General features: G+C 39.1%; 25 protein-coding genes and 1 tRNA gene. 19 read left to right on the top strand and 7 right to left on the bottom strand.

All coding sequences use genetic code 11. The features are described from left to right. Nucleotides 1–318 precede the first annotated feature (318 nt). Both H0185_RS01740 and H0185_RS01735 read left to right on the top strand, forming a co-directional pair. Nucleotides 319–804, top strand: a complete 486-nt coding sequence (locus H0185_RS01740; RefSeq protein ID WP_221870603.1) for a hypothetical protein — start codon at nucleotides 319–321, stop codon at nucleotides 802–804. A 110-nt stretch (nucleotides 805–914) separates the two neighbouring features. Beyond that, nucleotides 915–1,262, top strand: coding sequence for a hypothetical protein (locus H0185_RS01735; RefSeq protein ID WP_221870601.1), 348 nt, complete (start codon nucleotides 915–917; stop codon nucleotides 1,260–1,262). Nucleotides 1,263–1,353: 91 nt separating this feature from the next. On the opposite strand, the gene H0185_RS01730 is transcribed toward H0185_RS01735, so the two are convergent. Next, a complete protein-coding gene (locus tag H0185_RS01730; protein ID WP_221870599.1) occupies nucleotides 1,354–2,094 on the bottom strand; it encodes a YwaF family protein in 741 nt (246 codons plus the stop codon). Nucleotides 2,095–2,809: 715 nt separating this feature from the next. On the opposite strand from H0185_RS01730, the gene putP reads away from it, so the two are divergent. From putP to H0185_RS01660, 14 genes are all read left to right on the top strand, one after another. Beyond that, the gene (gene putP, locus H0185_RS01725) at nucleotides 2,810–4,285 is read left to right on the top strand and encodes a sodium/proline symporter PutP (protein ID WP_221870597.1); all 1,476 of its coding nucleotides are present in this window, start codon (nucleotides 2,810–2,812) and stop codon (nucleotides 4,283–4,285) included. Between the two features lie 175 nt (nucleotides 4,286–4,460). Continuing rightward, entirely contained in the window at nucleotides 4,461–6,107 is a 1,647-nt protein-coding gene (locus H0185_RS01720; protein ID WP_221870595.1) for a long-chain-fatty-acid--CoA ligase, read from the top strand. A 13-nt stretch (nucleotides 6,108–6,120) separates the two neighbouring features. Beyond that, entirely contained in the window at nucleotides 6,121–7,320 is a 1,200-nt protein-coding gene (locus tag H0185_RS01715) for an ABC transporter substrate-binding protein (protein ID WP_221870593.1), read from the top strand. A 163-nt stretch (nucleotides 7,321–7,483) separates the two neighbouring features. Then, the gene (locus tag H0185_RS01710) at nucleotides 7,484–8,119 is read left to right on the top strand and encodes a TetR/AcrR family transcriptional regulator (RefSeq protein WP_425515802.1); all 636 of its coding nucleotides are present in this window, start codon (nucleotides 7,484–7,486) and stop codon (nucleotides 8,117–8,119) included. A 124-nt stretch (nucleotides 8,120–8,243) separates the two neighbouring features. Further along, entirely contained in the window at nucleotides 8,244–9,386 is a 1,143-nt protein-coding gene (locus H0185_RS01705) for an acyl-CoA dehydrogenase (RefSeq protein WP_221870589.1), read from the top strand. 17 nt (nucleotides 9,387–9,403) lie between these two features. Beyond that, a complete protein-coding gene (locus H0185_RS01700) occupies nucleotides 9,404–11,038 on the top strand; it encodes an AMP-binding protein (protein WP_246628958.1) in 1,635 nt (544 codons plus the stop codon). A gap of 21 nt (nucleotides 11,039–11,059) precedes the next feature. Beyond that, entirely contained in the window at nucleotides 11,060–12,418 is a 1,359-nt protein-coding gene (locus H0185_RS01695; protein WP_221870586.1) for an acetyl-CoA carboxylase biotin carboxylase subunit, read from the top strand. A gap of 13 nt (nucleotides 12,419–12,431) precedes the next feature. Next, complete coding sequence (locus H0185_RS01690) at nucleotides 12,432–12,644, top strand: acetyl-CoA carboxylase biotin carboxyl carrier protein subunit (RefSeq protein WP_221870584.1); 213 nt, start codon at nucleotides 12,432–12,434, stop codon at nucleotides 12,642–12,644. A 12-nt stretch (nucleotides 12,645–12,656) separates the two neighbouring features. Next, the gene (locus tag H0185_RS01685; RefSeq protein ID WP_221870582.1) at nucleotides 12,657–13,574 is read left to right on the top strand and encodes a hydroxymethylglutaryl-CoA lyase; all 918 of its coding nucleotides are present in this window, start codon (nucleotides 12,657–12,659) and stop codon (nucleotides 13,572–13,574) included. Further along, a complete protein-coding gene (locus H0185_RS01680) occupies nucleotides 13,571–14,365 on the top strand; it encodes an enoyl-CoA hydratase (RefSeq protein WP_221870580.1) in 795 nt (264 codons plus the stop codon). Before H0185_RS01685 ends, H0185_RS01680 begins: the two co-directional genes overlap by 4 nt. Before the next feature lie 125 nt (nucleotides 14,366–14,490). Further along, complete coding sequence (locus H0185_RS01675; protein WP_221870578.1) at nucleotides 14,491–16,032, top strand: acyl-CoA carboxylase subunit beta; 1,542 nt, start codon at nucleotides 14,491–14,493, stop codon at nucleotides 16,030–16,032. 67 nt (nucleotides 16,033–16,099) lie between these two features. Next, complete coding sequence (locus tag H0185_RS01670) at nucleotides 16,100–16,789, top strand: CoA transferase subunit A (RefSeq protein WP_221870577.1); 690 nt, start codon at nucleotides 16,100–16,102, stop codon at nucleotides 16,787–16,789. A 10-nt stretch (nucleotides 16,790–16,799) separates the two neighbouring features. After that, on the top strand, nucleotides 16,800–17,456 hold the full coding sequence (locus tag H0185_RS01665; protein ID WP_221870575.1) for a CoA transferase subunit B: 657 nt from the start codon (nucleotides 16,800–16,802) through the stop codon (nucleotides 17,454–17,456). Nucleotides 17,457–17,604: 148 nt separating this feature from the next. Further along, nucleotides 17,605–17,678 (top strand) — tRNA-Arg (locus H0185_RS01660). 101 nt (nucleotides 17,679–17,779) lie between these two features. On the opposite strand, the gene H0185_RS01655 is transcribed toward H0185_RS01660, so the two are convergent. Then, nucleotides 17,780–18,598 carry a GDSL-type esterase/lipase family protein gene (locus tag H0185_RS01655; RefSeq protein ID WP_221870573.1) on the bottom strand — a complete coding sequence of 273 codons (819 nt, stop codon included), beginning with the start codon at nucleotides 18,596–18,598 and terminating at the stop codon, nucleotides 17,780–17,782. Between the two features lie 224 nt (nucleotides 18,599–18,822). Here H0185_RS01655 and H0185_RS01650 point away from each other — a divergent pair, with 224 nt between their 5' ends. Continuing rightward, nucleotides 18,823–19,236, top strand: coding sequence for an acyl-CoA thioesterase (locus H0185_RS01650; RefSeq protein ID WP_221870571.1), 414 nt, complete (start codon nucleotides 18,823–18,825; stop codon nucleotides 19,234–19,236). A 258-nt stretch (nucleotides 19,237–19,494) separates the two neighbouring features. Then, a complete protein-coding gene (gene sigH, locus H0185_RS01645; protein ID WP_425515801.1) occupies nucleotides 19,495–20,208 on the top strand; it encodes an RNA polymerase sporulation sigma factor SigH in 714 nt (237 codons plus the stop codon). A gap of 69 nt (nucleotides 20,209–20,277) precedes the next feature. On the opposite strand, the gene H0185_RS01640 is transcribed toward sigH, so the two are convergent. The 5 genes from H0185_RS01640 to H0185_RS01620 all read right to left on the bottom strand — a co-directional run bounded on the left by H0185_RS01640 (nucleotide 20,278) and on the right by H0185_RS01620 (nucleotide 24,947). Further along, nucleotides 20,278–20,514, bottom strand: a complete 237-nt coding sequence (locus tag H0185_RS01640; RefSeq protein ID WP_221870569.1) for a helix-turn-helix domain-containing protein — start codon at nucleotides 20,512–20,514, stop codon at nucleotides 20,278–20,280. Nucleotides 20,515–20,636: 122 nt separating this feature from the next. Beyond that, nucleotides 20,637–21,530 (bottom strand): YitT family protein, encoded by an 894-nt coding sequence (locus tag H0185_RS01635; RefSeq protein WP_221870567.1) that lies wholly within the window; start codon nucleotides 21,528–21,530, stop codon nucleotides 20,637–20,639. Nucleotides 21,531–21,821: 291 nt separating this feature from the next. Next, a complete protein-coding gene (locus tag H0185_RS01630) occupies nucleotides 21,822–23,498 on the bottom strand; it encodes a glycosyl hydrolase family 28-related protein (RefSeq protein ID WP_221870566.1) in 1,677 nt (558 codons plus the stop codon). Nucleotides 23,499–23,725: 227 nt separating this feature from the next. Next, on the bottom strand, nucleotides 23,726–23,833 hold the full coding sequence (yhfH, locus tag H0185_RS01625) for a protein YhfH (protein WP_425515804.1): 108 nt from the start codon (nucleotides 23,831–23,833) through the stop codon (nucleotides 23,726–23,728). A 229-nt stretch (nucleotides 23,834–24,062) separates the two neighbouring features. Then, nucleotides 24,063–24,947, bottom strand: coding sequence for a YitT family protein (locus H0185_RS01620; protein ID WP_221870563.1), 885 nt, complete (start codon nucleotides 24,945–24,947; stop codon nucleotides 24,063–24,065). Between the two features lie 268 nt (nucleotides 24,948–25,215). Between H0185_RS01620 and H0185_RS01615 the strand changes: the two genes are divergently transcribed. Then, nucleotides 25,216–26,967, top strand: coding sequence for a SulP family inorganic anion transporter (locus tag H0185_RS01615; RefSeq protein ID WP_221870561.1), 1,752 nt, complete (start codon nucleotides 25,216–25,218; stop codon nucleotides 26,965–26,967). Nucleotides 26,968–26,999 lie beyond the last annotated feature (32 nt).

Here is a 26,999-nt window from a genome sequence, read left to right as displayed (position 1 = left end):
AACCCTAGTTCTATTTTTATCTAATAAAAGGCTGTCTTGGTAAAGAGTGTGGGCATAGGTTAAAGAACTGCTAGTTTATAGGTTATCAAACCGGTTGAAAGCGCATTTCTTGTTAGTAAATGTTTGCTGCTCTCAGTGAGCTCAGCATTATGGATTTTGCTCTTCAAAGACGACAAAATGTTAGAAAAAAACCAAAAAAAATGAACAAATTGGAGAAATTTGAAAAAATAACAGGGTTTTAGGGGGGGCGCGTGGAATAAATTATTAATCGAAATTTGACGTATATTTTCAACTCCAGGCAGAAGGTAGGTATCGAAAATGAGCAATTGCTTTTTTGCTGACTACAAAAAATTTATTGTCATCCCCAAGGGAGAAGAAAAGTTTAGTGAAAAAGGCTTTGACCCTAACGAATTTGCCTCTCATTTTATCCTAACATTGTCCATTTTTGATCCTGTTATTTCCAGTTGGGCAGAAGCTAGTAAACATGACATCGAAGTTCAAAAAAGCATCGAGCATGTTTTAGACTCCTTTAATCATAGAAATCATGGAGTCTATCATCTAAAACTACTCGAACTAGAAAAGGATAAACTCTATTTTGTCCTAGCACTATCCATTAAGGATAAAATCGAGCCCAAACAGGCTGAATTTGAAATTTCATCAATTATAGATAAAATGATTTCAAATCCTTTTTATATCGGTCAATCTTGGTATAAATTTACGAGTGAAAAGGGACGTGTAGAACGAAAGCTTTTTTCCTTTTCTTTTAAGGAATATGCTTATAATCTTGTGACAGAGAACAGTTAGGATTGTGTGAGGGCTGCCGGTATTGGCGGTTTCTTTTTTTTACGAAATAACTACTACTCGGTTTACATAAATTTTACTAACGTCATATTTTTGATAAAGGTTGTGAATACATGGAATTAGAGCAACAAAAAGCCATCTTGTTAGCCACGAATATGAAGGAATTTGTCGACCTTGTATTAAACGCAAAAAATCACCCATTTGGCGCTCTCTCTCACCCTGAGAAATTATTACGGTTAAAATTAATTGTCGAGGAGTTTAGAGTGGAGACAATAGCTGAAGAGTTGCTCCGAGTGAACGCCTACATGTGGGATGAGCGAGCTTCACGGCTACTTATTGAAAGATTTAAAACCGCCTTTCATCATATTAGCGAATATATTGGTAACAATTACAATGACTTATTTTTCTTTTCGGCAAGAATATATACGTTGGAACATGATTGTCGTTTATTTCCAGAATAGATTACTTTTTAAAGTGCTGAACAGTCAGTGCTTTTTTCTTTATCTAAAAAGAAATTTTGGAAGCAAAAAAGCTAACCCATAAGTAAAAGAGTTAGCTTTTGTCATGAATTTTATGATCATTACCTTTGTTGCCTTTTTCTCTAAAAAAGAACCAGACAACTAGACTTAAAAGTAGTAGTAGTCCTTCTAAAGAAAGGATATACCAAGGATGGGGCCCGAGATAATCGAGTAAACTAGGGGTCCTTGGTTTGTGACTTAAGAACATATAATTGCCATCCACAAGTTTATTTACAACCATAACTATTGGAAGTACAACATTAAGAAAAACGAAAACCTTCCCCACTGAGCGAAGCGTTGGGCGATAGCCTTTCACCCAAGTAAAATACAACGCAACCCAAATCATCATGATATGAGTATAGAAAAAGTAAAAGAAACGAATATGAGGAAAATCATAAACTAAGACAGGTGTGATTAAAGCCTGAGTCGCTCCTAATAAAGCGGTAAATAATAACCATTCATAGACAATTTTCTTGCCTGTTAACAGTAAAATTATGGTCAAAAATAAACTAATACTACATAGCTCTATGGGGATAGAGTCACTTGCATTCCAATAGGATGAGGCAAGTAACCAGACATGAAAGGTGAGTTCAAAAAACAGCAATGATAAAGCAATCCCAATTTCTATGGGTCTCCATTTCAGTTGGTTTAGATTATGACGATAGAAAAAAAGGACAAAGGTGCCAAAAAGAAAGAGGAGAAGGACAATAAAATGACTAATGGAGAACATTTCAAAAATACGATATTGGTCATTGTAAATCGTTACCTTGGTCATCAAGCCACACCTCACCATATCTATCCTTTTTATAAAATCCCCCAAATGATACTTTCGTTTCTTGAGCATATCATTCAGTGCCCAATGAAAAAAACTTTACACTGTTCCTAATTATAGCCATAAATCCTACCTTTGTTATTTGTAACTGTCTTTAGCACCCATTAAGGTAAGATCAAATCGAGCGGGATTTAGCAAATACTATATGGAGACGTTCATCCAAACACAAGCTTTTGCATCAAACAGTTTAGGAGACTACTATTGTTAACCGATGAAGAAAAAGCTGATTTAGTAACCATTTTACATGTATTAGCTAATGAATCACAATCTATTCAAAACCAGATCCGCTTATAAGTTGCTTCTTTTTTTGATATGGTTTATTTCCAAAATTCATGCTAATTATTCGATCTTAATAATGAAGAATTGTATGAAAAATGGGGTGCTGGTAAAGAGAGAGGAAAGAAAATTCAAAAAACTTGTAATATTTTAACAGTGGTGGAAATTAATTTTATCCGTAATATAAGTTCAAAGCTACGAATATACCATCCTAATAAGGCTTTACCCTAAAAAATCCTTTGTTTTCAAGGGGAAAACAGCATGTCGGTTAACCCGTATCCCTTGAAATACCTTGGAATCCTTGTTAGGGTTAAAAAGTCGGCTTATTCATTAAGCCCATTTCTACTAGTTTAGAAGAAAAAAACAACAAGGGAGAGATTTGGTGCAGGTAGAAATATTTATTTCGTTAGGTGTTTATTTTTTAGTAATGTTATTGGTAGGATACTATTCTTACAGGCGGACGTCGGACCTTTCTGACTATATGTTAGGTGGTCGTAAAGTTGGACCAGCGGTTACGGCATTATCAGCTGGTGCATCTGATATGAGTGGCTGGATGATGATGGGACTTCCCGGGGCGATGTTTGTATCGGGTCTTTCAGAAGCATGGCTGTCAATTGGGTTATTTGTCGGGGCGTATGTGAATTATATTGTTCTAGCTCCTAGATTACGAACTTATACTATAGTGGCCAACGATTCGATTACAATTCCAGACTTTTTAGAAAATCGATTCGAAGATCACTCAAAAATGATCCGAACTGTTTCAGCGATTGTTATTTTGGTTTTTTACACTTTATATACCTCATCTGGACTAGTAGCTGGTGGTACCTTATTTGAAAGTTCATTTGGTGCGAACTATCAAACCGGATTATTGATCACAGCCGGTGTGGTCGTAGCATATACACTTTTCGGTGGGTTCTTAGCGGTAAGTATGACCGATTTTATTCAAGGGGTAATCATGTTTGTAGCCCTCATTCTCGTACCGATTGTTGCCTTCACCCAGGTAGGTGGAGTCGGCGCAACGATGGATGAGATTAGAAGTATTGACCCAGCAATGCTGAATTTATTTAAAGGGACAACGTTTATTGGAATCCTTTCGTTATTAGCCTGGGGCCTTGGATACTTTGGTCAGCCACATATTATCGTACGCTTTATGGCGGTAGGAAGTTTAAAACAGTTAAAATCTGCGCGTAGGATTGGAATGGGCTGGATGGGTGTTTCCCTAATCGGAGCGATGTTAACAGGTCTTGCTGGTGCTGCTTATCATTCTATGAATGGAACTACGCTAGAAAACTCTGAAACAATCTTTATCTATTTTGCAGATGTCTTATTCCATCCGTATATTACCGGATTTTTACTTGCCGCAGTATTGGCAGCGATTATGAGTACAATTTCCTCGCAGCTTCTTGTTACTTCTAGCTCCTTAACGGAGGACTTTTATAAAGCCTTCTTTAAAAGAAATGCTAGTGATAAGGAATTAGTTTTCGTTGGTCGTTTAGCTGTGCTGATTGTCGCAATTGTAGGTGTTAGTCTTTCGCTCTATCCGAGTGACACCATTTTAGGACTAGTAGGTTATGCTTGGGCTGGTTTTGGGTCAGCTTTTGGACCAGTTTTATTATTAAGTCTTTATTGGAAGCGAATGACCAAATGGGGTGCTTTAGCCGGCATGATTGTTGGTGCTGTTACCGTTCTGATTTGGGCGAACATTGATATTCTTGCAGATTTCATGTATGAAATGATACCAGGGTTTTTCCTAAGTCTACTTGCCGTTATTTTTGTAAGCTTACTTACGAAAAAACCTGATGATGCAATCCATCACAAGTTTGATGAGATGGAAAAAGTTCTGCACGAAGAAAGTTAATGATTTATGTAAAAGCCGAGCCCTAGTGCTCGGCTTTTTCGTTTAACTATTATGATTAATTCAAAATATAAATTGAAAGATGCAGGGTTTTAAACCTTAAGGTTGAATAACTATTTATAGAATATTCAAAAAATATTACACTCTAAATACATAGAAAAGGAGGAATGTTAAGAAGATGACAGAAAAACGCTGGCTACATTTTTATCCTAATGATGTTGTTTCGAATGTCACAATTGAAAAAAAGACACTGTCAGATCTATTAGCGGAGTCAGTGAAAAGATTTGATTCTGAAATCTCCTTGGAGTTTTATGACAAGCAGTGGACATATCGAGAAGTTTATGAGATTTCTGAGAGGCTCGCAGGATGTCTTTATCAGCAGGGATTTAGAAAAGGGGACCGTTTATCAATCATGATGCAAAATGGTCCAGCTTATGTTTTTTCATTCTTTGGTGTTGTCCGTTTAGGAGGCATCGTTGTCCAGACAAATCCTATGTACGTTGAGCGGGAAATCCTTTACCAGTTAAATGATACTGGGGCAGAGTATATGATATGTTCTGATACAGTTTACGAGCGGGTAAAGCGAGTTCAAGATGAAACTTCTCTAAGAAAAATTATCGTCGTCCAAACTGAAGAAGACACTAACATCCATCTTGCTAATGAAGATAAGTACTTGGATGATTTCCTTCAAACGTATCAAACAAAAGCACCGAAGATTAACATTAATCCAATTGAGGATATTGCCGTTCTCCAATATACTGGTGGAACAACTGGTGTCTCTAAAGGTGTTATGCTAACGCATCAAAATTTTATCAACCAGGTAGAAATAGTAAATGAATTTTTATTTAAACGATTTGAAGCCCAGCAAGATTTGAACAGAGTGGCTATTAGTTTTCTTCCGCTTTTTCATATTTTTGGACTAGCCAATGTATGTTTAACCGGTTTCCGCTTTGGCTACAAACAAATTATTCTCCCTCGGTTTGAGCCGGAGACCGTGCTCAATATCATCAAGAATGACCCTCCATTATTCTTCTTTGGCGTTCCCACCATGTATAATGCACTTTTAAATGCTCCTCACGTTGAAACATATGGAATCAATAAAATTAAAGCGTTTTTTTGCGGCGGTTCTCCTATGCCATTTGAAAAGTATCTTCAATTCAAAAAATTAATGGGTAAAGATGCGGTTCTTTCTGATGGATATGGGTTATCAGAAGCCACATCTGGAACGACTAATCAACCTTATTCAAGAGTGAAAGTGGGCAGTGTCGGTGTTCCTCTGCCCAATACGACTGCAAAGATTGTCGTTGAAACGGATAAAGGGTTTGAAGAGGCACCAATTGGCAGTAAAGGTGAACTAGTTATTAAAGGACCACAAGTTATGAAAGGATATTGGAATAAACCTGAGGAAACAAATGTAGTCCTTAGAGATGGCTGGCTTCACACAGGTGATATCGCGTATATGGATGAGGAAGGGTATCTTTACATCGTGGACCGTAAAAAAGATATGATTATCGCAAGTGGATACAATATTTATCCTCGGGAAATTGAGGAGGTTATTTATCAAATTCCTGCCATCAAAGAAGTGATTGTCATTGGCATTCCTGATGAATACCGCGGTGAAACCGTCAAAGCCTATATTGCTTTAAAGGAAAATAAAATAGTGACAGAAGATGAAATTATCTCATTTTGCGGTCAGTACTTAGCAGCCTATAAGGTACCAAAGCACATTGAATTTAGGGACGAACTTCCTAAATCCAGTGTAGGGAAGCTGTTAAAAAGAGAACTAAGGGACCAGGAGTTGAAAAAGCTTCAGGCTAGAAAATAGGGGAGGGAACGATTTGAAGAGACTAAAACAGGTAAGTTTATTTGCGATTTTGATATTATTGGTAGGAAGTCTAGTTGCTTGTGCAGGCGGCAAGAGTAAAGAAGCTGGAAGTTCGAAACCAGCGGAGGCTGGGGAAAATGAGGTTGTCGTTGGGTATAGTGGTCCATTAAGTGGAGCTGCAGCACAATACGGCGTAAATGTGTTAAACGGACTGAAAATGGCGGCTGATGAAATCAATGAAACAGGTTTTGAGATAGAAGGAAAAACGTACAAAATCAAGCTGATTCCAATGGATGATAAATATTTGCCAAATGAAACAGGTGTCAATGTTCAGCGAATGGCCACTGAAAATGACCCTGTTGCCGTCTGGATTCCGCACAGCGGGGGAGTGTTTGCCTCACAGACTTTTAATGAAAAAGAAAATGTAATCCTCATGGCGCAAACAAGTGAGCCGAGGATGTATGAGCAGGGAAATAAAATGATGATTGGAATCTCACCTCAATACAATATTTGGCCTAAAACTTTTAGTAAATACATTATGGAACACTACGGAAAGAAAATGGCGCTCATCCCAACAAATTCTCAGTATGGGAAAGATTGGTTAAATGTAATTGAACCAGTGTGGGAAGAAATGGGTGGAGAATTTGTCTTTAAAGGTGAAATTGATTTTGCTAAAGACACAGATTACTTTACTATTATGACTAATGTATTGAAACAAAAACCAGATGTTCTTTTTGTCGGCGGGCCATCAGAACCGACTGCCAAGGTGGTTAAACAAGCTCAAGAATTAGGCTATACAGGTTCATACATGATTATGGATCAAGCGAAAATGGAAGAAATGTCCGGCGTTATAGGTGGGTATGAACATTTAAATGGTTCAGTTGGAGTATTGCCAGTTGACCAAATTGGCAGTGAGGCGAGTAAGTTATTTGTGAAAAACTATCAAGAAAAATTCAATGAGAAGTATGCAACTGCAGACTCTTCTTTAAGCTATCAGGGTTTATTTGTATTAGTGGAGGCAATGAAAGCAGCCAAGACAGTGGAAGACCGCAGTGCAATCATGTCTGCAGTGAATGAAGGAATTCCAAATATTCCAGAGGAAAAGGCCGTCATTCCCCTTTCAGGAATGAGCGAAGTAGGAAGTTTACAATGGGAGATCCAAGCCGGGGCTGTTGAAGATGGGCAAGTAATAGCCCTCCCACTAGTAAAATAGAATTTGAAATATTGTAGGATAGTAGCTTAGCAACCACAGTATTGGTAAATACTGTTTGCTAAGTTTTTTTTTGCAATAATGTTCGTAATAAACCGTATATTTTGAATTATTAATTGATTTTCTCGTTTACTCTATGATACTATTTTTCCAAAGGATGATGAAAATGAAAAAGACGCTTAAGGCACGAATCATTGAAACAGCCCTTGTACTATTTGAGAAAAATGGGTATCACGGGGTTACGGTTGACCAGATCGTCTTAGAATCTGGAACATCAAAGGGGGGATTTTACCACAATTTTAAATCCAAAGATGAATTGCTCTACCACATCCACGATGTATTTATCTCCTATGTTCTTGAAAAGGCACGTGAAGCATATGATGATTTTGAAACACCAGTTACTCGCCTTTGTGCCATTATTCAATCTTTCACCAAAGTATTTGACTTGTATAAACCACATATTACTGTTTTTTACCAAGAAAGCATGTACTTAACCGGAGAATTTAATCAGAGAATTAATGAAAAGCGTGACGATTATCGAAAACTCCTGACTCAAGTTATCCGAGAAGGGCAGGCACAAGGAGAGTTCCGTGCTGAAGTACCCGCTGAAATCTCAACCATGGCGATTATTGGCATGGTGAATTGGACGTATAAATGGTTTAACAAAGACGGTCCATTAACAATTGAATCGATTGCACGCATCTTTAATGATTTATTACTTCATTCGCTTCTAACAGAACAGGCAATGAGTCAAAAAGATGTACAATTATTTTTAATTAAAGGTCAGCCTATAGAAAAGTAGCTGGCTATTAAAATAACAATAACAGACCGACCAGTCGGTACGAACCTTGTTGGTGCATATCAGTATCGTTTTATATTTATAGTTAAAACAGACCGACTAGTCCGTTTGAAAAGGAGAGAATCTGATGAATTTCGAATTAACCAATGAACAGCAAATGCTTCAGGAAATGGTAAGAGACTTTGCGGAAAAAGAAATTAAACCATATGCACGTGAAATTGATGAAGCCTCTAAAATGCGCTACGAAACGTTTGAGAGATTAGGAGAGTTAGGGTTACTGGGTATCCCGTTCCCAGAGAAGTATGGTGGTGCTGGCGGTGACACAATCTCGTATTGCATTGCCGTAGAAGAAATAGGAAAAGCATGTGGAGGGACTGGGTTAAGCTATGCAGCTAATACGAGTCTTGGGGCAAGTCCAATTTATTATTTTGGAACTGAAAAACAAAAGCAGGAATGGCTAGTGCCAATGGCGAAAGGAAAAACAATGGGTGCGTTTGGTCTAACAGAACCGAATGCTGGCTCTGATGCAGGTGGTACTCGGACGAGAGCGGTACTGGATGGTGATGAATGGGTTATTAACGGAGAAAAATGCTGGATTACAAATGCGAGCTTTTCCCGCCAAATTATTGTAACCGCTGTCACGGGTAAACGAGAAGATGGGCGAAATATTGTATCAGCAATCATTGTCCCAAGTGATACTCCAGGGGTTACCATCTCCTCCAACTACGACAAAATGGGTGTTCGCGGCTCAAATACTTGTGAAATTATCTTGGAAAATGTTCGTGTTCCAAGAGAAAATCTCCTTGGTGATGAGAAGAAGGGGTTTAGTCAATTTTTATTTACCCTTGATGGAGGGCGTATTTCCATTGCTGCTCTTTCAGTAGGGATTGCTCAAGCAGCTTTAGATAAAGCCCTTCAATTTGCAAAGGAGCGTCAACAGTTTGGCCAGTCTATATCTAAATTTCAAGCTATTCAATTTAAATTGGCTGATATGGCGATGGAGTTAGAACTGGCACGTAATCAAGTGTATAAGGCTGCGTGGTTAAAAGATCAAGGGAAGCCATTTGGAAAAGAAGCTGCGTTTGCAAAACTGTTTGCATCAGAAGCAGGATTCCGCATTTGTAACCAAGCGATTCAGATTCATGGTGGTGCAGGTTATATGAAGGAATATGACGTAGAAAGGCATTTGCGCGATATTAAATTAATGGAAATTGGCGAAGGAACATCAGAGATTCAACGCTTAGTCATTGCCCGTCACTTAGGATGTTAATTGTAGGAGGTAAATGAATGGCCGAATTGATTCGTAAAACTGTTGGTGAACTGTTAGCCGAGAAAGCATTGGAAATACCTAACCAAGATGCCCTCGTATATCCGGATCGTGGGCTAAGATACTCTTATCGCGAATTCAATGATGTTTGCGAACAAGTAGCCAAAGGTTTGATGGCACTTGGGATTGAAAAAGGGGAAAATGTTGCTGTTTGGGCTTCAAATATCCCAGAATGGGTGAGCCTGCAATATGGAACTGGGAAAATGGGAGCCGTTCTAGTCACAGTCAACACAAATTATCGTTCAGCAGAATTAGAGTATTTATTGAGACAATCCGATGCAACGACCCTATTTTTAATTGAAGATTTTAGAGGGAATTCTTATATTGACTCAATTTACGAGCTTTGTCCAGAACTTGAAACTTCAGCACCGGGACAGCTTAACTCTAAACGGTTACCACTTTTAAAAAATGTCATCGTTTTTAGCGAAAAGAAATATAACGGAGCATTTAATTGGTCCGATATCATCAAAATGGCTAGTAGAGTTTCTAATGAAGAATTGCAACAGCGAACAGCAGAATTGGATCCTGACGATGTCATTAATATGCAATACACCTCGGGCACCACCGGATTTCCGAAGGGGGTTATGCTTACGCATAGTAACCTGACGAATAATGGGTACAATATAGCACATTGTATGAACCTGACCGATGAAGACCGGTTATGTATTCCAGTCCCATTTTTTCACTGCTTCGGTTGCGTGATTGGTACCCTTGCAGCAGTCAGTGTTGGAGCAACTATGGTTCCCGTTCAAGAGTTTGACCCGGAAACGGTGCTTAGGACTGTCGAACAAGAGAGATGCACGGCACTTCATGGTGTTCCTACGATGTTTATTGCGGAATTGAATCATTCGAATTTTGAAAATTATGATTTGTCTACACTAAGAACAGGGGTAATGGCTGGATCGAATTGTCCAGTAGAGGTGATGAAAAATGTAATCAATAAGATGAACATGACGGAAATCACCATTTGTTACGGCCAAACAGAATCTTCACCTGTTATCACACAAACTCGGACTGACGACCCACTCGAACTAAGAGTTGAAACTGTTGGGAGAGCCCTTCCCAATGTTGAGGTGAAAATCGTTCAACCAGGAACTTCCTCGGAATTACCGTTTAACCAGCAAGGAGAGCTATGCACACGAGGTTATCATGTGATGAAAGGATATTATAAAAATCCGGATGCGACAAGAGAAGCAATCGATGAAGAAGGCTGGCTACATACTGGCGATTTAGCGGTGATGGACCAAAATGGTTATTGTCGGATTACAGGACGCCTTAAGGATATGATCATTCGTGGTGGTGAGAATATTTACCCGCGTGAGATAGAAGAATTCCTCTATACCCACCCTAAGGTTCTCGATGCCCAGGTGGTTGGTGTTCCAGATGAAAAATACGGTGAAGAAGTCATTGCCTGGATTATTTTAAAAGACAATATGACAGCAACAGCAGAAGAAATCCAAGACTATTTTAAAGGCAAAATTTCTCGCCATAAAATCCCAAGGAAAATCTTTTTTACAGATGCTTATCCGATGACAGCTTCAGGAAAAATCCAAAAATTTAAGTTGCGTGAACAGTCTATTAATCAACTAACTTAGTGAAAGGAAGGTGAGATTACCTTGTTCTCAAAAATATTAATTGCAAACCGTGGTGAGATTGCTTTAAGAGTGATCCGTACTTGTCAAAAACTCGGAATCAAAACCGTGGCAATTTATTCTGAAGCTGATGCGGAGTCATTGTTCGTACGTGAGGCGGATGAAGCTTATTGTGTGGGAAAACCCCCAGTAAATCAGAGTTATTTGAATGCTGATGAGATTATCTCAATCGCTAAGAAAAGTGGGGCAGAAGCTGTTCATCCTGGGTATGGGTTATTATCTGAAAATGCAGCATTCGCCAAGAAATGTAATGAGGAAAACCTTGTGTTTATTGGACCATCTCCTGAAATTATTGCGTCAATGGGCAGCAAAATTGAAGCACGTAAAACAATGAAGGAAGCGGGCGTCCCCATTATTGAGGGAATCAACACATCGCTTGAAAGTGAAGAAGAAGCGGTGTTAGCTGCGAAGGAAATAGGCTATCCACTCATGCTGAAAGCGTCTGCTGGTGGTGGAGGTATCGGCATGCAACTTGTTCATTCAGAGGAGGAGCTCTTAAAAGCATTTGCAGGAAATAAAAAACGAGCAGAATCCTTTTTTGGGGACGGTGCAATGTTTTTAGAAAAGTATATTGATGAGCCGCATCATATTGAAGTGCAGATTCTTGCCGATTCTCACGGCAATGTTGTTCCACTTTGGGAAAGAGAATGCTCGATTCAGCGAAGGAACCAAAAAGTGGTAGAGGAAGCACCATCGCCTTTTATTAATGAAGAAACCCGCTCAAATATGTTAGAGGCCGCAGTAAAGGCTGCTCAACATATTGGGTATTCAAACGCCGGTACGATTGAATTTCTAGTAGATAAAGAGCAAAATTTCTATTTTCTTGAAATGAATACGAGATTACAAGTCGAGCATCCCGTAACAGAGGAAATCACTGGTCTTGATCTTGTTGAAGAGCAATTAAAAGTGGCTGTGGGTGAGAAGCTCTCTTTTACTAAAGAAGATGTAAAGCGAAACGGACATGCTATTGAGGTAAGAATTTATGCAGAAGATCCGAAGACTTTCTTCCCTTCACCTGGGAAAATCACGGAATTCCAGCTGCCACAAGGTGATGGAATTCGAAATGAATGTGCAATCGAAGCTGGCTCTCAAGTAACTCCTTTCTATGACCCGATGATTGGGAAGCTGATTGCTTGGGGAGGAACCCGCTTTGAAGCATGTTCAAGACTCAAGTTGGCACTTGAAGAGTACAAAATTGAAGGGATAAAAACAAACATCCCGATGCTGATACAAACCGTTAGTCACAAGCAATTTTTATCAGGTTATACAACGACACAATTTGTAAATGAATACTACTTACCAACATTAACATCAACCAAGTAAAGGAGAATGACAAATGGCTAAAGTCGAAGCAGGTATGGCAGGAAATGTATGGAAGGTATTAGTGAAAGAGGGCGACCAAGTAGAAGCAGGGCAAGAAGTGGTCATCCTTGAATCGATGAAAATGGAGATTCCAGTTAGCGTCGAAGAAGGCGGAACGATTGCCAAGGTATATGTTCAAGAAGGAGATTTTGTGAACGATAGCGATACGATTGTGGATGTTGAATAGGAGGCAGATTCTTTGAAACTACCAAAAAACGTGACAATCAAGGAAGTAGCTCCACGAGACGGATTGCAAAATGAAAAGCGATTAGTCCTTTCGGATGATAAAATCTCATGGATTAACACGCTTTCAGAGACAGGACTTTCTTATATTGAGGTAAGCTCATTTGTAAACCCTAAATGGATTCCTCAGCTGGCAGATGCTTCAGATGTGTTGAAGGGAATTAAACGGAATAAGGGTGTCACCTATGCTGCCCTTGTTCCTAATATAAAAGGGCTTGACCGTGCCCTTGAGGCTGGCGTAGATGAAGTGAGTGTTTTCATGTCCGCTAGCGAAGGGCATAATCGCAGCAATATTAATAAATCGATAAAAGAAACTTATCCGGTTTTGGAAGAAGTGGTGAAAGAAGCGAAAATGGCTGGCAAAACAGTGCGAGGGTATATCTCTACTGTCATTGCCTGTCCATATGATGGATATGTGGCACCTTTCCATGTTCGGGAAGTGGCCGAACGCCTTTTCTCAATGGGAATTGACGAGTTGTCGTTAGGAGAAACCATTGGCGTTGGTGTTCCAAACCAGGTAGAAAATTTGCTTGATGAATTGCTGCCACATTTTAATGCAAGCCAACTCGCGATGCATTTCCATGATACAAGAGGAACCGCACTCGCAAATATCGTCAAATCATTAGAAATGGGCATAACCACCTTTGATAGTGCGCTTGGAGGCTTAGGTGGATGCCCTTATGCAAAAGGTGCTTCCGGAAATGTAGCCACTGAAGATTTGTTGTATATGCTCCATGAGATGGGAATTGAAACAGGGGTTGACCTGAAATCAACCTTGAAATCAGCCCAATTGATTGAGCGTACACTTGGAAGAAGTCTAAAGAGTAGACAAATGGAGATTTTGCGTGCAGAAGGAAAGGAGCGAATCTCATGAATGAAACAGTTGTCAAAACCGTGATAGTTGAAAAAAGAACCGATGGGATTGCCATCGTCACTTTAAACAGACCTGAAGCTGCGAATGCGTTATCTAGGCAGATGTTAGCAGAACTTCAAGTGGTGCTATCGGATATAAAAAAAGATATGGGAATCAGAGTTGTGATTCTAACAAGTTCAGGTGAAAAGGCATTTTGTGCCGGAGCAGATTTAAAGGAACGTAAAGATATGACAGATGCTGAAGCAAAGCAAACGGTTCGCATGATTGGGGCGACAATAAATGAGGTTGAGTCATTGCCCCAGCCGGTTATTGCTGCAATTAACGGAGTTGCTTTTGGAGGGGGACTTGAATTAGCGTTAGCCTGTGATATACGAGTGGGGGCTCTTGAAGCAAAAGTAGGCTTAACAGAAACTTCTCTTGCCATTATCCCGGGTGCAGGCGGTACCCAACGACTTCCGCGTTTAATTGGCTTGGGAAAAGCAAAAGAACTGATCTTTACCGCCCAACGCCTAACTGCTTCGGAAGCAGAAAAGATAGGGATATTAGAGTATGCTGTTCCTCGCTCAGAGATGCTTGGAAAAGCGCTCGACCTTGCTAAAACAATGGCAAAAAACGGGCCTCTTGCATTAATTCAAGCAAAAAAAGCTGTCAATAAGGGGATTGAAGTGGATCTAGCAACTGGATTGAAAATAGAAGAGTTAGCATATGATGTATTGATCCCCTCTGAGGACAGGTTAGAAGGTTTAAAAGCCTTTGCAGAAAAACGCCCACCGGAATATAAAGGGCGATAAACTACTAAACATAACATTCAATCAGTTGTAACTGCAGACCACTAGACGGTACACGGTACTTTCGAGTGATTAGAAGCAGAAATTAAATCTTTCTTCTACAGTTACGGACAAAGGGGAGAAGAATCGTGAACGAAACACATACAAAAAAGTCAGACTTAGAGTTAAAAAAAGAATCCGTTTTACAAGGAGGACAAGAGAAGTATCACCAAAAGAACAAAGAACAAGGCAAACTATTTGTACGTGATCGCTTGAATTTATTATTTGATGATGGACTAAAAGCAGAGGATGGAATGTTTGCCAATGTGTTGGCTGGGGACCTTCCTGCGGATGGCGTTGTTACTGGCATCGGGAAAATCCATGGCCGCACAGTTTGTGTTATGGCCAATGACTCCACGATAAAGGCAGGATCTTGGGGAAAAAGAACAGTTGAGAAAATTATTCGTATTCAGGAAACAGCTGAAAAACTACGCTGCCCAATGCTTTATCTCGTTGACTCAGCTGGCGCGCGAATCACAGATCAATTAGAAATGTTTCCAGGTCGAAGGGGCGCGGGTCGAATCTTTTATAATCAGGTGAAAATGTCAGGGAAAGTTCCTCAGATCTGTCTTTTATTCGGACCTTCTGCCGCTGGCGGTGCCTATATCCCTGCATTTTGTGACGTTGTTGTCATGGTTGAAGGAAATGCTTCAATGTACTTAGGTTCTCCAAGGATGGCTGAAATGGTTATCGGGGAAAAGGTAACCCTTGAACAAATGGGTGGAGCAAAAATGCATTGCTCGGTTTCTGGTTGTGGAGATGTGCTAGTGAAAACCGAGGAAGAAGCCATTATTTACGCCCAAAAATACTTAACTTATTTTCCAAATAACTTCTCAGAAAAGCCACTACAAACAGAGGCGAAACCTCCTGCACAATTTGAAAAAACAATAGAAGAATTAATCCCCAAAAATCAAAATGCTCCATTTGATATGTATCAGCTAATTGACCGTATAGTTGATGAAGATTCGATTTGTGAAATTAAAAAGCTGTTTGCTCCAGAGCTCATTACCTGTCTTGCCCGAATCAATGGACAGCCAGTTGGAATTATTGCGAATCAGCCCAGGGTAAAAGGTGGGGTCCTTTTCCATGATAGTGCTGATAAAGCAGCAAAGTTTATTAATCTATGTGATGCCTACCATATTCCGCTTTTATTCCTAGCTGATGTGCCTGGTTTTATGATTGGTACGAATGTAGAAAAGGCAGGCATCATTCGTCACGGTGCGAAAATGATCTCGGCTATGAGTGAAGCGACGGTACCGAAAATGACCGTTATTGTGCGAAAGGCCTATGGTGCAGGGTTATATGCAATGGCAGGTCCAGCGTTTGAGCCTGATTGTTGCATAGCTTTGCCTTCAGCTGCAATTGCGGTAATGGGACCAGAAGCAGCTGTTAACGCGGTTTACGCAAACAAAATTGCCGCACTTCCGGAAGAGGAGAGAGCAGCTTTCATTGCAGAAAAACGTGAAGAATACCGGGAAGATATTGATATTTACCGACTTGCCTCAGAACTTATTATTGATGATGTTGTGGAACCAAATTGTCTTCGTGAGGAACTTGCTGCACGGCTTGAAGTCTATATGTCTAAGTATCTGGTATTCTCTGAACGAAAGCACGGAGTTTATCCGGTATAACTATTGTTGGCAATCAAAAGTTCATTTTGGGAAAGACTACTCAATCCTGTTATAAGGAGGGAAATGAATGAAGAAATTATATTCCGATTTTACCAAGGCGGTTGAAGGCATTGAGGATGGTATGACCTTAATGGTTGGTGGATTTGGCTTATGCGGCATACCTGAAAATTTGATTCAAGCCTTAGCTGAAAAGGGAACAAAGGATTTGACGATTATCTCAAATAATTGTGGTGTCGATGATTGGGGACTTGGCCTATTGTTGCGAAACAAACAGATTAAGAAAATTATCGCTTCCTATGTTGGAGAAAATAAAGAATTTGAGCGTCAGCTTCTAGCCGGGGAAATAGAGGTAGAACTAACTCCCCAAGGAACGTTAGCAGAAAAGATTCGTGCGGGAGGCGCAGGAATACCAGCTTTCTTTACTCCCGCTGGTGTTGGTACTCCAATTGCGGAAGGGAAGGAAGTTCGTGTATACAACGGCAAGGAATATCTACTTGAAGAATCTTTAACCGCAGATTACAGTCTCGTCCGTGCTTTTCAAGCTGATAAGATGGGAAACCTTATCTATCGAAAAACAGCACGTAACTTCAATTCGATGATGGTGGCTGCTGGAAAGGTAACAATAGCTGAGGTAGAAAACCTTGTCGAGGTAGGAGAATTAGATCCAAATTTTATCCACTCACCAGGAATCTATGTTCAGTCCATCATCCAAGGAGAGCAGGAAAAGAGAATTGAACGGAGAACGATTAGGTCATAAAGGAGGGGTAATGGTGAACACTAGGGAAAAAATCGCTAGACGTGCTGAAAAGGAAATTGAAGATGGCAACTATGTCAATTTAGGCATTGGAATGCCTACAATGGTAGCAAATTTTATCAGTGAAAATAAGCAGGTTGTCCTTCAGTCTGAGAATGGTCTTCTGGGAATTGGTCCTTATCCAACAGAAGGTGAGGTCGATGCGGACTTAATCAATGCTGGAAAAGAAACTGTTACAGTCATCCCTGGTTCTGTCTATTTCGATAGTGCTGAATCGTTTGCGATGATCCGTGGTGGTCATGTTGATGTGGCAATTCTAGGTGGCATGGAAGTTTCTCAGAATGGTGATTTAGCAAACTGGATGATTCCTGGAAAAATGGTGAAGGGGATGGGTGGTGCGATGGACTTAGTCCATGGAGCACGAAAAACCATCGTCATCATGGAACATGTTAATAAACATGGTGAATCAAAAATCCTGAAAGAGTGTAGCCTTCCGCTTACCGGGAAGGGTGTTGTTGATTGTATCATTACCGACCGCGCTGTTATGCACGTTACCGACGATGGATTAAAGCTGGTGGAAGTCGCGAAAGACTTTACTGTGGAACAGATTCGTGAGTGCACTGAAGCAGATTTGATTGTCGGCGACGATGTCAAGCTAGAGGCGTTTTAATAAAAAGCGGACAGTGACAACCACTGTTCGCTTTGCCTTTTCAGCTTTAAGACCAAATTCCTTAACAGTGGAGGAGTACGGTTTTGGTTATTTTATCCTTGAATTTTTATAAAAGCTATCATATAATAAATGAGTCGCTTTATTAAATGTCTCAGTAGCTCAGTAGGATAGAGCAACAGTTTCCTAAACTGTAGGTCGGGGGTTCGAATCCCTTCTGGGACACTGCTACAAAAACCATCCAGTTGTATGATATAACTGGGTGGTTTTTTTGCGTTTCCTAAAAAGGAATAAACACAGCCCTACAATCCTTGGGCTGTGTTTTCTTATACTGCTTCCTTTCGATATTCTTTCGAGAACTGTTTGAGTATTTGGGTAGTAATGGCCGTATAACCAGCGGAGTTAGGATGTACGCCATCCTGCGATAAATTCTGTGGATTATCGCTGTTAATTACTTTTGTAGTTTGTACAACAATGGAAGATGGTATTTGTTGTGCCACTTCGTAAATGTTCACATTCCATTTTGGAAGCAAACTGTCAGCTAAATCAGAAAACTGATGATCAGCGGGCAGCGGGTTATATAATTCCAGTAAAACAATGGTGGCACGAGGGTTAATTTCCTTAATTTTCATCGAGATTTCAGTTAGGTTTTTTGTAAAGGTCTCCTGTAGGGTATCAAAGGACTTAACAGCTCCATAATAATCTTGCTTTTTTGCTGTTTTGAGAACATCATTACCTCCAATATTAACAGTGATAATATCAGACGTCTTAATCGCCTCATCTAATAACCCAGCTTTAATCATTTCATTTAAACCGGTGCTTGTCATTCCGTTTTTACCTTTGTTTGTATAGTGAACCGTTTTATTGATTTCGTGACCTAACTGATTGGAAAATTTGTAGACTAAATTCTCTGTTTCATCGACACCAAAACCATGAATAATGGAGTCTCCAATGGCAAGATGATGAATATCTTGTTTGCTATATTGACGGTAATAATCTAAATAAGTTTCTCTGCTCAAATCCTTCCCTACCTCCATGGAATCATTTTTCATTTTATGGATTTGGTAGTGAGGGTAATAAAACCAAGCAGTCGCACCTATACCTAGGAATAGAATTAAAATCAAAACGGACTTTACTATCTTCATGATGAAATCTCTCCTTCAGACTTCAATATTATATCAAGAGAAAATTAATAAATACCTAGGTAGTATTTTCCTTAAATAGCTAATTATGCAGGATTATTTTGATTACTACCGAAATGAATACAGTGAATAATTAATTTTCTTTTCGAACTTATCCAAGAAAAAGAAGGTTTTTAAATCTAAAAGATGGAATAACAATAGATAGAAAACTTACATGGGGGATACACATGGCTTATACTGAAATGAAACTTGTCGCAGAGACGGGGAAGGCGCATGTTAACAATGTTGAATTATTTGGGTACTTAGACCAAGCAAGACAAGAATGGTACCGCTATAGCATTTTAAACGGTGTGGAATCTGTCGTTGTCCATGTCGGAATAAGTTATAAAAAAGAAGTGTTCAACCAAAATAAACTTAGCATCACAACAACTTTAGAACGGATCGGAAATACAAGTTATACGTTAAAACAGGATATCGTAAATCATCTGGAGGAGTTGGTTGTTTCCGCGGAGGTTGTCTTAACGACGATTAACCGGCAAACTAGAATGAAGGTGCCTGTCCCGAAAGCCATCCATGATTTACTAGGAAGTGACAACCTATTAGAATTGAACCAATTAAATGCAAATAACTATACGAAATAGTTCTTTCCTACAACAGAAACCCCTAAATTTTGGCTAACAAACATAAAATGACAAGGTAAAATGGGCAAATATTTTAAAGTGTTTTAAAAACTTTTAAAGAAAATTCGACAAAAAGAATAATAACCCTACAGGCAAATATAGCGTTTTTGCCTGTTTTCTGTGTTTCTTTTTTTGTTTATTCCGATTTCTGTAAGAAAAAGTCGATAAGTTTGAATTTCTTTTATCGCCACACTAGGTTACTATTAAAATATATGTCAGGTGTTCATACTTTTAGGAATAGTTTGGAACATCAAATCTAATAATATTGTCGGAGGTAACAGTGTGAATGTACTCATCAAAGAAAAGCTGATGCAAGATTATGCCGAAATGAATGATGAATTTCTTGTCCAACTGTTCCAAGATGGTGATGGGGAAGCCTCGGAATTTTTAATGAAGAAATACCGAAGCTTTGTCCGTGCTAAGGCTAGTCGATATTTTTTAATAGGCGGCGAAAGAGAGGACATTGTTCAAGAAGGAATGATTGGGCTCTACAAAGCAATTAGAGACTTCAGAGTGGACAAGTTGTCTTCTTTTAAAGCTTTTGCTGAACTTTGTATTACTAGGCAAATTATCACAGCTGTTAAATCAGCAACACGGCAAAAGCACGGGCCATTGAATTCCTATGTTTCTTTGAACAAACCTATTTATGAAGAGGAGTCAAATCACACTTTGATGGATGTTATTACTGGGCCAACAAACATGGATCCAATCCAAATGCTTATTGATCAGGAAAAGGCAAGTGATTTGGAACGTAAAATGTCAGAAAAGTTAAGTGATTTAGAAAAAAGAGTTTTAGAGCTGCATATTGCAGGTCATTCCTACGTGGAAATCTCTCAAAATGTCAATACGCACGTCAAATCAATCGACAATGCCTTACAACGGATAAAAAGAAAAATGGAACGGTATTTAGAAAGAAAAGAAGCAGTGCTCTAAAGGTATGTTTAACTGTGGGGAAGGGTTGCTTAGATGCAGCTCTTTTTTTGGACAAAAAATACCGCTGCATCACATAAATGGCGGTACACCTTCTCCAAAGCTTTTAATAATTGCTGTAATAGATTGTATCTGGCTTTCATCTAGATCAAAAGCATCCTTTACCTTTCTCTCGAGATCTTCGGTCACTCTACGTTTTCCGACCTCTACTAAAGCAATCAAGGCAAAGCTACAATTTACAATCCTAGCAAAATCACGTTGGTTTAAATTATGACTTTTTCTTAAGAATTTAATAATCTCCTTATTCAAGCATACCCCCCCTTTATAATATATTAAAAGTAACGTATAGATGGTAGGTTGTCAAAGTGTTTTTAGTAGAAATAGAGAGTAGAACGAAAAGAGTGAAAAGCTCCTTCCGTTCGGAGTAGTGACTAATGAATGTCCCGCTTTTTAAATCGGCCTCCTCTAACCTCGGCGATATTTCCAACAGCGAGAAAGGCAGAGGAGTCAATCTCTTCCACGATCGTTTTTAGTTTTGCTTCCTCAAGTCGAGTAATAACACAAAAGATTACCTTCTTATCATCACCAGTATAAGCACCCTCACCATTTAAATAAGTAACACCACGACCAAGTCGCGCGAGAATGGCTTCGCCGATTTCTTTCGCTTGATCACTAATAATCCAAGCTGATTTGGATTCGTCTAGCCCTGCAATGACAACATCTATTATCTTAAAAGCAATAAAATAGGCTAAGAGAGAGTACATAGCTCGGTCCCAACCAAAAATGAAACCGGCAGTTCCAAAAATAAAAACATTAAAAAACATAATCACTTCACCAACAGAGAAGGGGAGCTTTTTGTTCATTAAGATAGCCATAATTTCAGTGCCATCAAGAGAGCCACCAAACCGAATGACAATTCCAACCCCTGTCCCAAGAACAATTCCACCAAAAACGGTTGCAAGCAGTAAATCTTCGGTAAATACAGGAAAGTTATGTAAAAGAGTAGTTGTAATTGATAATACAGTAATTCCAAGAAGGGTCGATAATGCGAAGGTTTTACCAATTTGTTTGTAGCCGATAAAGAAGAACGGAATGTTCAGGATAAAAATGAATGGTCCAAGGCGCCATCCAGTGAGATGGGATAGAATGATGGAGATCCCAACAATCCCTCCATCAAGGATTTGATTGGGTACAAGGAATTCTTCTATTCCAACGCCCATTAATACCGCACCAAAAATAATGAAAAATACTCGTTCTACCACCTTAACTTTAGATGAGCTCTTGTGCTTTGTTTTTTGAATAGCTGTCGATTCACCTGCTGTCATCTATCAAACCCCCTATCTTACCTATATGAATCTATCATATGTAGATTAGTGATAGATTATAAGTAAATTTTAGCATATTTTTCCTATTAGAGAAAAGTTTGTGATCTTTTTAGAAGGCAATTTTCTCAACCCTTATTGCTTTTGAAAATTAAAAGACATTTGTTTTAAACAATTTTCACTTGCCATAAACTCATAGAAGGGCTTGCGACTGTTCTAACACCTACCAAAGGGACTTTAATATAAGGAAAAAGGCAGTTAAAGATAAAAAGGTGCCCCATTCAGGGACACCCTTTACTTAGTGTGATTGATTTTAATAGGAGAAGAATAGCCTTTGATATCAAGCTCAGTACATTGGAAAGGTTTTGTATCTGCTTTTATGCCATATTTTCCACTGGAAATAACGGCATTGAGATTTTGAATAGTCACGTTAGCCACATTTTTCCCAATGTCGATGGCTACAGGGGAGGAGAAATCCATTTTAATGTTTTGTAATGTAATATGGTCTGCATGTTGTTCCCCTCCATAAATTCTAATATCCGTACTAGCAGATCGAAAGTCACGCATATAGACATTTTTCAAATAGATACTACGAGCCTTATATTGAATCGCAATTACTGGATTATTATGGTATTCATATTCCGGATCTCCTATCAAAGTAAAATGGTTCACAGCCACATGAACATAAGCTGAAATAACCATTCCTCTAGGGGTTGAGCCTTCGTATAAACCAGTGAAGGTTGGGGCAATGGAAATCAGATTCGTCGCTTGGATGTGATAGGCCGTTTTAGAATTTGGATCGGTCCTTTTATGGTGGCCAATATGACGAAAGTTGTAGCTGCGGTTGTCATTTACAGATATATGGCCAAGGATGTGGACATTGTTTCCTGCAGAAGAGTTATGGTGAGCTTTCACTTCTACACCGCCAAAGCATCTTGTAGTCGAATTATTTTTCAACCAAACATTTCTTGAACCATCGTCCACTTCAATCCCATTCGAATTTGAAAATCCTTTTTTATGGGCACGCCCACTTGGATCGGAAAGGTGACAGTTAGAAATGAAGATATTCTCACTATGATGAGTAGTAATTCCATCATCCCCAAATCCGTAAGCGTTTAACTGGTCGAGCCATATATACTGACTGCTCCCGCGGGCCTTATTCCCGTCCCCGGAATAATCATAAAAGGAAGCAGAAACATCAAACCCATGTAACCCAGCGTTAATCGCTTCCACATTTTTTACCCAACCGAAGGTGACATTTGCGAAAGTAAAGCAACTAGAATGGTTTCCCCATGTGCAGGTTTTGACAGCATTTCCTAAGCGCTCGACATTCCAATCTAGGCTCATTCCTTCAACAGAGATATGATGATTCCCCAACCAATGATTGTAATTCGTCACAAGCCTAGTGCCTTTCGGCGAGCGGTCACTCAATTTTATTATTGATTTTCCTTTTCCCACCCCGATGAGACACGTCCAAGATGGTAGGCGAACTCCATTTGTTACAAACACCCCTTCAGGGACAAGCACCTTTACCTGACCATTGCCAATTGCTTTTTTAAAGGCTGCTGTGTTATCTGTTTTTCCATCTCCAATCGCACCAAAGTCTGATAGGTTTACCACTCTTATTATTTTCTTAGTAAGGGCTTGGTACTCTTTATCAAGGTTCCTTTTCCATTCCGGTGAACCTATATCTTCATCATTCACTACGTGGGTGTTATAGGCGCTAATACTTGCGTCTGCTTTTGTGGCAAATGTACTAAATCGTGCGAAGGCAGAGCCAAGCGTTTTTATAGAAGAAAAAAGTGTTGGTTTTGGTTCAGGTCGTGGAGCTAAAGGTGTTTGTTTGATTAGGCTCTCATGGGTTTCGACTGTTTCTTTAAGTGCCAAGTTAAGTTGGGGTTTATGATAGGAGAATTTTTCAATTAAAGAGCTATTTTCTAGCGGATTGTGTTTGTTGCTTAAAGTAAGCACTTAACATTCCCCCTTAATACATTGATTCATTATCTTACCTTACAGATATGTTGTTACTATTTATGATAACACTACTATTGGAGGCAACCAATGCGGAGAGGGAATGTTGTGTGGAGTTAATCAATCAAATGGGTTTACATAATATAATACTTGTAAACTATATAAAATCGAATTATGCTAACCAACAGTAGAAGACCTTCTCAAAAGAGAAGGTCTTCTACTGTTGCTTAATCATCGTGACTACAAATACAACGCTCACATTCATAAAGATAAGACTCTTGTTTTTCCTCAAACTTACATCCACATTCACGGCATTCTTTTACAGTAGGTTTCATCATCATTTTTTAATTCCCCCAGTCGGTTTGTTGTTAAATTCATTGTACTATAACAGAGGTAATAAAATCAATACTGTTATATAATTATTTTTCAAAAAAAAAAGAGAAAAAAAGGTTCTATTCTAACCTGCAAAGGAAAGGGTAGAACAATAACAGCCGAACTCCTCCTTAGAAGAATTCGGCTGTTGGGACAATGATGTCTTTGTGTTTTATTCTTTTTTCATCCTTACTAGTGAATATCCTTCTTTTTAAATTGACCTCCACGTACTTCTGCGATATCTCCAATGGCAAGAAATGCATGTGGATCCCAGTACTGGACAATGCGTGTTAGTTTTGATTCCTCAATCCGGTTAATCACCACAAAGATGACTCGTTTATCATCACCTGTATAGGCTCCCGCTCCATGCAAAAAAGTGACTCCACGGCCTAGCCGTGCATTGATGCTGTCAGCAATTTCCTTGGAAAAATCGCTAATAATCCACACTGATTTTGTTTGTTCAAACCCTTCGACAACGGCGTCAATCGCTTTCGAAGCAATATAATATGTAAGGAGAGAATACATCGCTCTGTCCCAGGTAAAAACAAATCCCGCTGTACCTAAGATAAAGAAATTAAAGAACATGACGATATTCCCCACTGTAAGGGGAAACTTTTTGCTTATTAGGATAGCGAGAATCTCCGTACCATCTAATGCACCGCCACTGCGAATCACAATCCCAACACCAATTCCTAGGAGCATCCCACCAAATACTGTTGCAAGTAACACATCATCTGTGAACGCTTCTGAATGATGCAAAAGCACAGTAAAAATGGATAACAAGGTGATGCCGTAAATGGTTGATAATGCAAAGGTCTTTCCAATTTGTTTATATCCTAAATAAACGAATGGAAGGTTTAATAGGAAGAGGAAAACACCGAGCCGCCATCCTGTTATATGAGCAAGCATAATTGAAATGCCAGTAATCCCACCATCGACAACATTGTTTGGCACTAGAAAGATTTCTAGCCCTACAGCCATTAACAAAGCTCCTAAAGTGATTAATAAAATACGGGCTACAATGGTAATGACGGATAGTCTAGGATGTTCTATTGTTCCTTCAATATGGTTTGTCATAATAATCCTCCCAGATAATCAGTATGGACAGAATGGTCCATAATCATAACTGCTTAAGGAGACTCAAGCTTAGAATAATTACAAAGAATGATGGACGAAAGTAGAAGCTCATTCACTAGAAGGTGTACGAAGCAAATCCAACCATTTACTGGAACATTTAGGAATAAAACCTTTGACAGGAGCAGAAAACAGGTGTAGATTCATATAGTAATATATTCAAATAATCAGATATATAGATATTAAGAAGGAGAAATGGAGGCCATTTTAAGTGTTACCAAAGGGGTTTTTTCGTGGGAGGTATCAAGGATACTCCCTTCAGGCGCTTCAAAAGGATTTGATTTCTGGGATTGTGGTTGGTGTCATTGCAATTCCATTAGGAATGGCATTTGCGATTGCTTCAGGTGTTAAACCGGAGTATGGGATCTACACAACGATTATTGCAGGAATACTTATTTCTTTATTCGGTGGGTCCAAATATCAAATAGGTGGACCAACAGGAGCATTTATTCCGATATTGTTTGGTGTTGTAATGACTTATGGTTTTGAAAATCTGTTAATTGCAGGTTTTTTAGCAGGGATAATCCTCGTATTAATGGGACTTTTTAAACTGGGTTCGTTAATCAAATTTATTCCAAGGCCAGTTACAATTGGATTTACAGCTGGAATTGCGGTCATTATTTTTACAGGTCAAATTCCGAATTTTCTAGGGCTATCAGGGGTCGAAAAACACGAGTTATTTATTGATAATATGAAAGAAATTGTTTTCCATATTGATAGCATGAGTATTTACAGCATTTTGACAGCACTTATTTGTTTGATTATGGTGATCCTTACTCCTAAGTTATTTCCAAAGGTTCCTGGTCCACTGATTGGGTTAATTGTTTCAACTTTACTAGCTACTTTTTTGTATCCAAGTCAAGTTGCGACAATTGGTTCGACCTATGGGGAAATCAGCAACAGCTTACCTCATTTTGCATTTCCGGAAATCACGTTTGAAAAGATCCAGCTGTTAATCCGACCGGCTTTTGTAATTGCGATTCTTGGAGCGATAGAATCCTTATTATCGGCCGTTGTTGCAGATGGAATGTCAAATAGCAAACATAATAGCAATCGAGAGTTAGTGGGGCAGGGAATTGCTAATATGGTAGCACCTTTATTTGGCGGGATTCCAGCAACTGGAGCTATTGCCAGAACCGCAACTAATATAAAAAACGGGGCAGTTTCGCCCATGTCTGGTATCATCCATGGGGTGGTCGTTCTACTTGTTTTGTTATTGTTCGCTCCTTATGCATCGAAAATACCCCTTGCAAGTATGGCACCAATTCTTATGGTAGTCGCATGGAATATGAGCGAAAGACATGTTTTTTATCATCTATTAAAAACAAAAACTGCAGACTCTCTTATTCTTACTGTAACCTTTTTATTAACTGTCTTTGTAAATTTAACTGCTGCTGTGGAAGTAGGTTTAGTGTTAGCGGTAATTTTATTCACGAAGCGAATGAGTGATGTAATGGTGATCACAAAGGTCTTGCCGAATCAAAAACATGAAAAAGTGGAAAGTCAGATTGTCTCCCAAACCCATGATTGTCCACAAATTAGCATTTATAATGTAGAAGGCCCGTTGTTTTTTGGGGCAGCTCAAACGTTCGAACATTCGATTATGAATACCATTCATTTTCGGCCAAAGGTTTTACTGCTAAGGATGGGGAAGGTTCCTTTTATGGATACGACAGGGGAATCCAACTTTGCGAGTATTGTCAACCATTTTTCACAGCATGGAATTGTGATTATTTCTGGTATCCAACAACAACCTAGGGAATTGCTACAAAAAACAGGGTTATATGATACCATAGGAGAAGATCACTTTTTTGATCATACAGGAGAAGCAATCAATTATGCGCTTAATGAAATCAATCAAAATAAATGCCTAGGCTGTAAGCATTTTGCTTTTAGAGAATGCGATAAACTTTCTGGAGCAAAAAATGATGCGGTTGAGAAACAGCCAGCTTTTTCTAGTTAATAGTTTCAGGCTGTGTACTGAATAGAGCTAGC

Origin of the sequence: Mesobacillus maritimus (genome assembly GCF_019749255.1) — a bacterium.
GTDB classification, from domain to species: Bacteria; Bacillota; Bacilli; order Bacillales; family Cytobacillaceae; genus Mesobacillus_B; species Mesobacillus_B maritimus_A.
Note: the sequence above shows the minus strand (reverse complement) of the source record. Positions and strands in the feature narration are given on the sequence as shown.

Coding starts and splice junctions, on each gene's coding strand:
- H0185_RS01635 (WP_221870567.1), bottom strand. CDS start 21,530: ATGACAGCAGGTGAATCGACAGCTATTCAAAAAACAAAGCACAAGAGC.
- H0185_RS01710 (WP_425515802.1), top strand. CDS start 7,484: ATGAAAAAGACGCTTAAGGCACGAATCATTGAAACAGCCCTTGTACTA.
- H0185_RS01740 (WP_221870603.1), top strand. CDS start 319: ATGAGCAATTGCTTTTTTGCTGACTACAAAAAATTTATTGTCATCCCC.
- H0185_RS01690 (WP_221870584.1), top strand. CDS start 12,432: ATGGCTAAAGTCGAAGCAGGTATGGCAGGAAATGTATGGAAGGTATTA.
- H0185_RS01650 (WP_221870571.1), top strand. CDS start 18,823: ATGGCTTATACTGAAATGAAACTTGTCGCAGAGACGGGGAAGGCGCAT.
- H0185_RS01720 (WP_221870595.1), top strand. CDS start 4,461: ATGACAGAAAAACGCTGGCTACATTTTTATCCTAATGATGTTGTTTCG.
- H0185_RS01620 (WP_221870563.1), bottom strand. CDS start 24,947: ATGACAAACCATATTGAAGGAACAATAGAACATCCTAGACTATCCGTC.
- H0185_RS01705 (WP_221870589.1), top strand. CDS start 8,244: ATGAATTTCGAATTAACCAATGAACAGCAAATGCTTCAGGAAATGGTA.
- H0185_RS01680 (WP_221870580.1), top strand. CDS start 13,571: ATGAATGAAACAGTTGTCAAAACCGTGATAGTTGAAAAAAGAACCGAT.
- H0185_RS01670 (WP_221870577.1), top strand. CDS start 16,100: ATGAAGAAATTATATTCCGATTTTACCAAGGCGGTTGAAGGCATTGAG.
- H0185_RS01730 (WP_221870599.1), bottom strand. CDS start 2,094: ATGACCAAGGTAACGATTTACAATGACCAATATCGTATTTTTGAAATG.
- yhfH (WP_425515804.1), bottom strand. CDS start 23,833: ATGAAACCTACTGTAAAAGAATGCCGTGAATGTGGATGTAAGTTTGAG.
- H0185_RS01655 (WP_221870573.1), bottom strand. CDS start 18,598: ATGAAGATAGTAAAGTCCGTTTTGATTTTAATTCTATTCCTAGGTATA.
- H0185_RS01735 (WP_221870601.1), top strand. CDS start 915: ATGGAATTAGAGCAACAAAAAGCCATCTTGTTAGCCACGAATATGAAG.
- H0185_RS01665 (WP_221870575.1), top strand. CDS start 16,800: ATGGTGAACACTAGGGAAAAAATCGCTAGACGTGCTGAAAAGGAAATT.
- H0185_RS01700 (WP_246628958.1), top strand. CDS start 9,404: ATGGCCGAATTGATTCGTAAAACTGTTGGTGAACTGTTAGCCGAGAAA.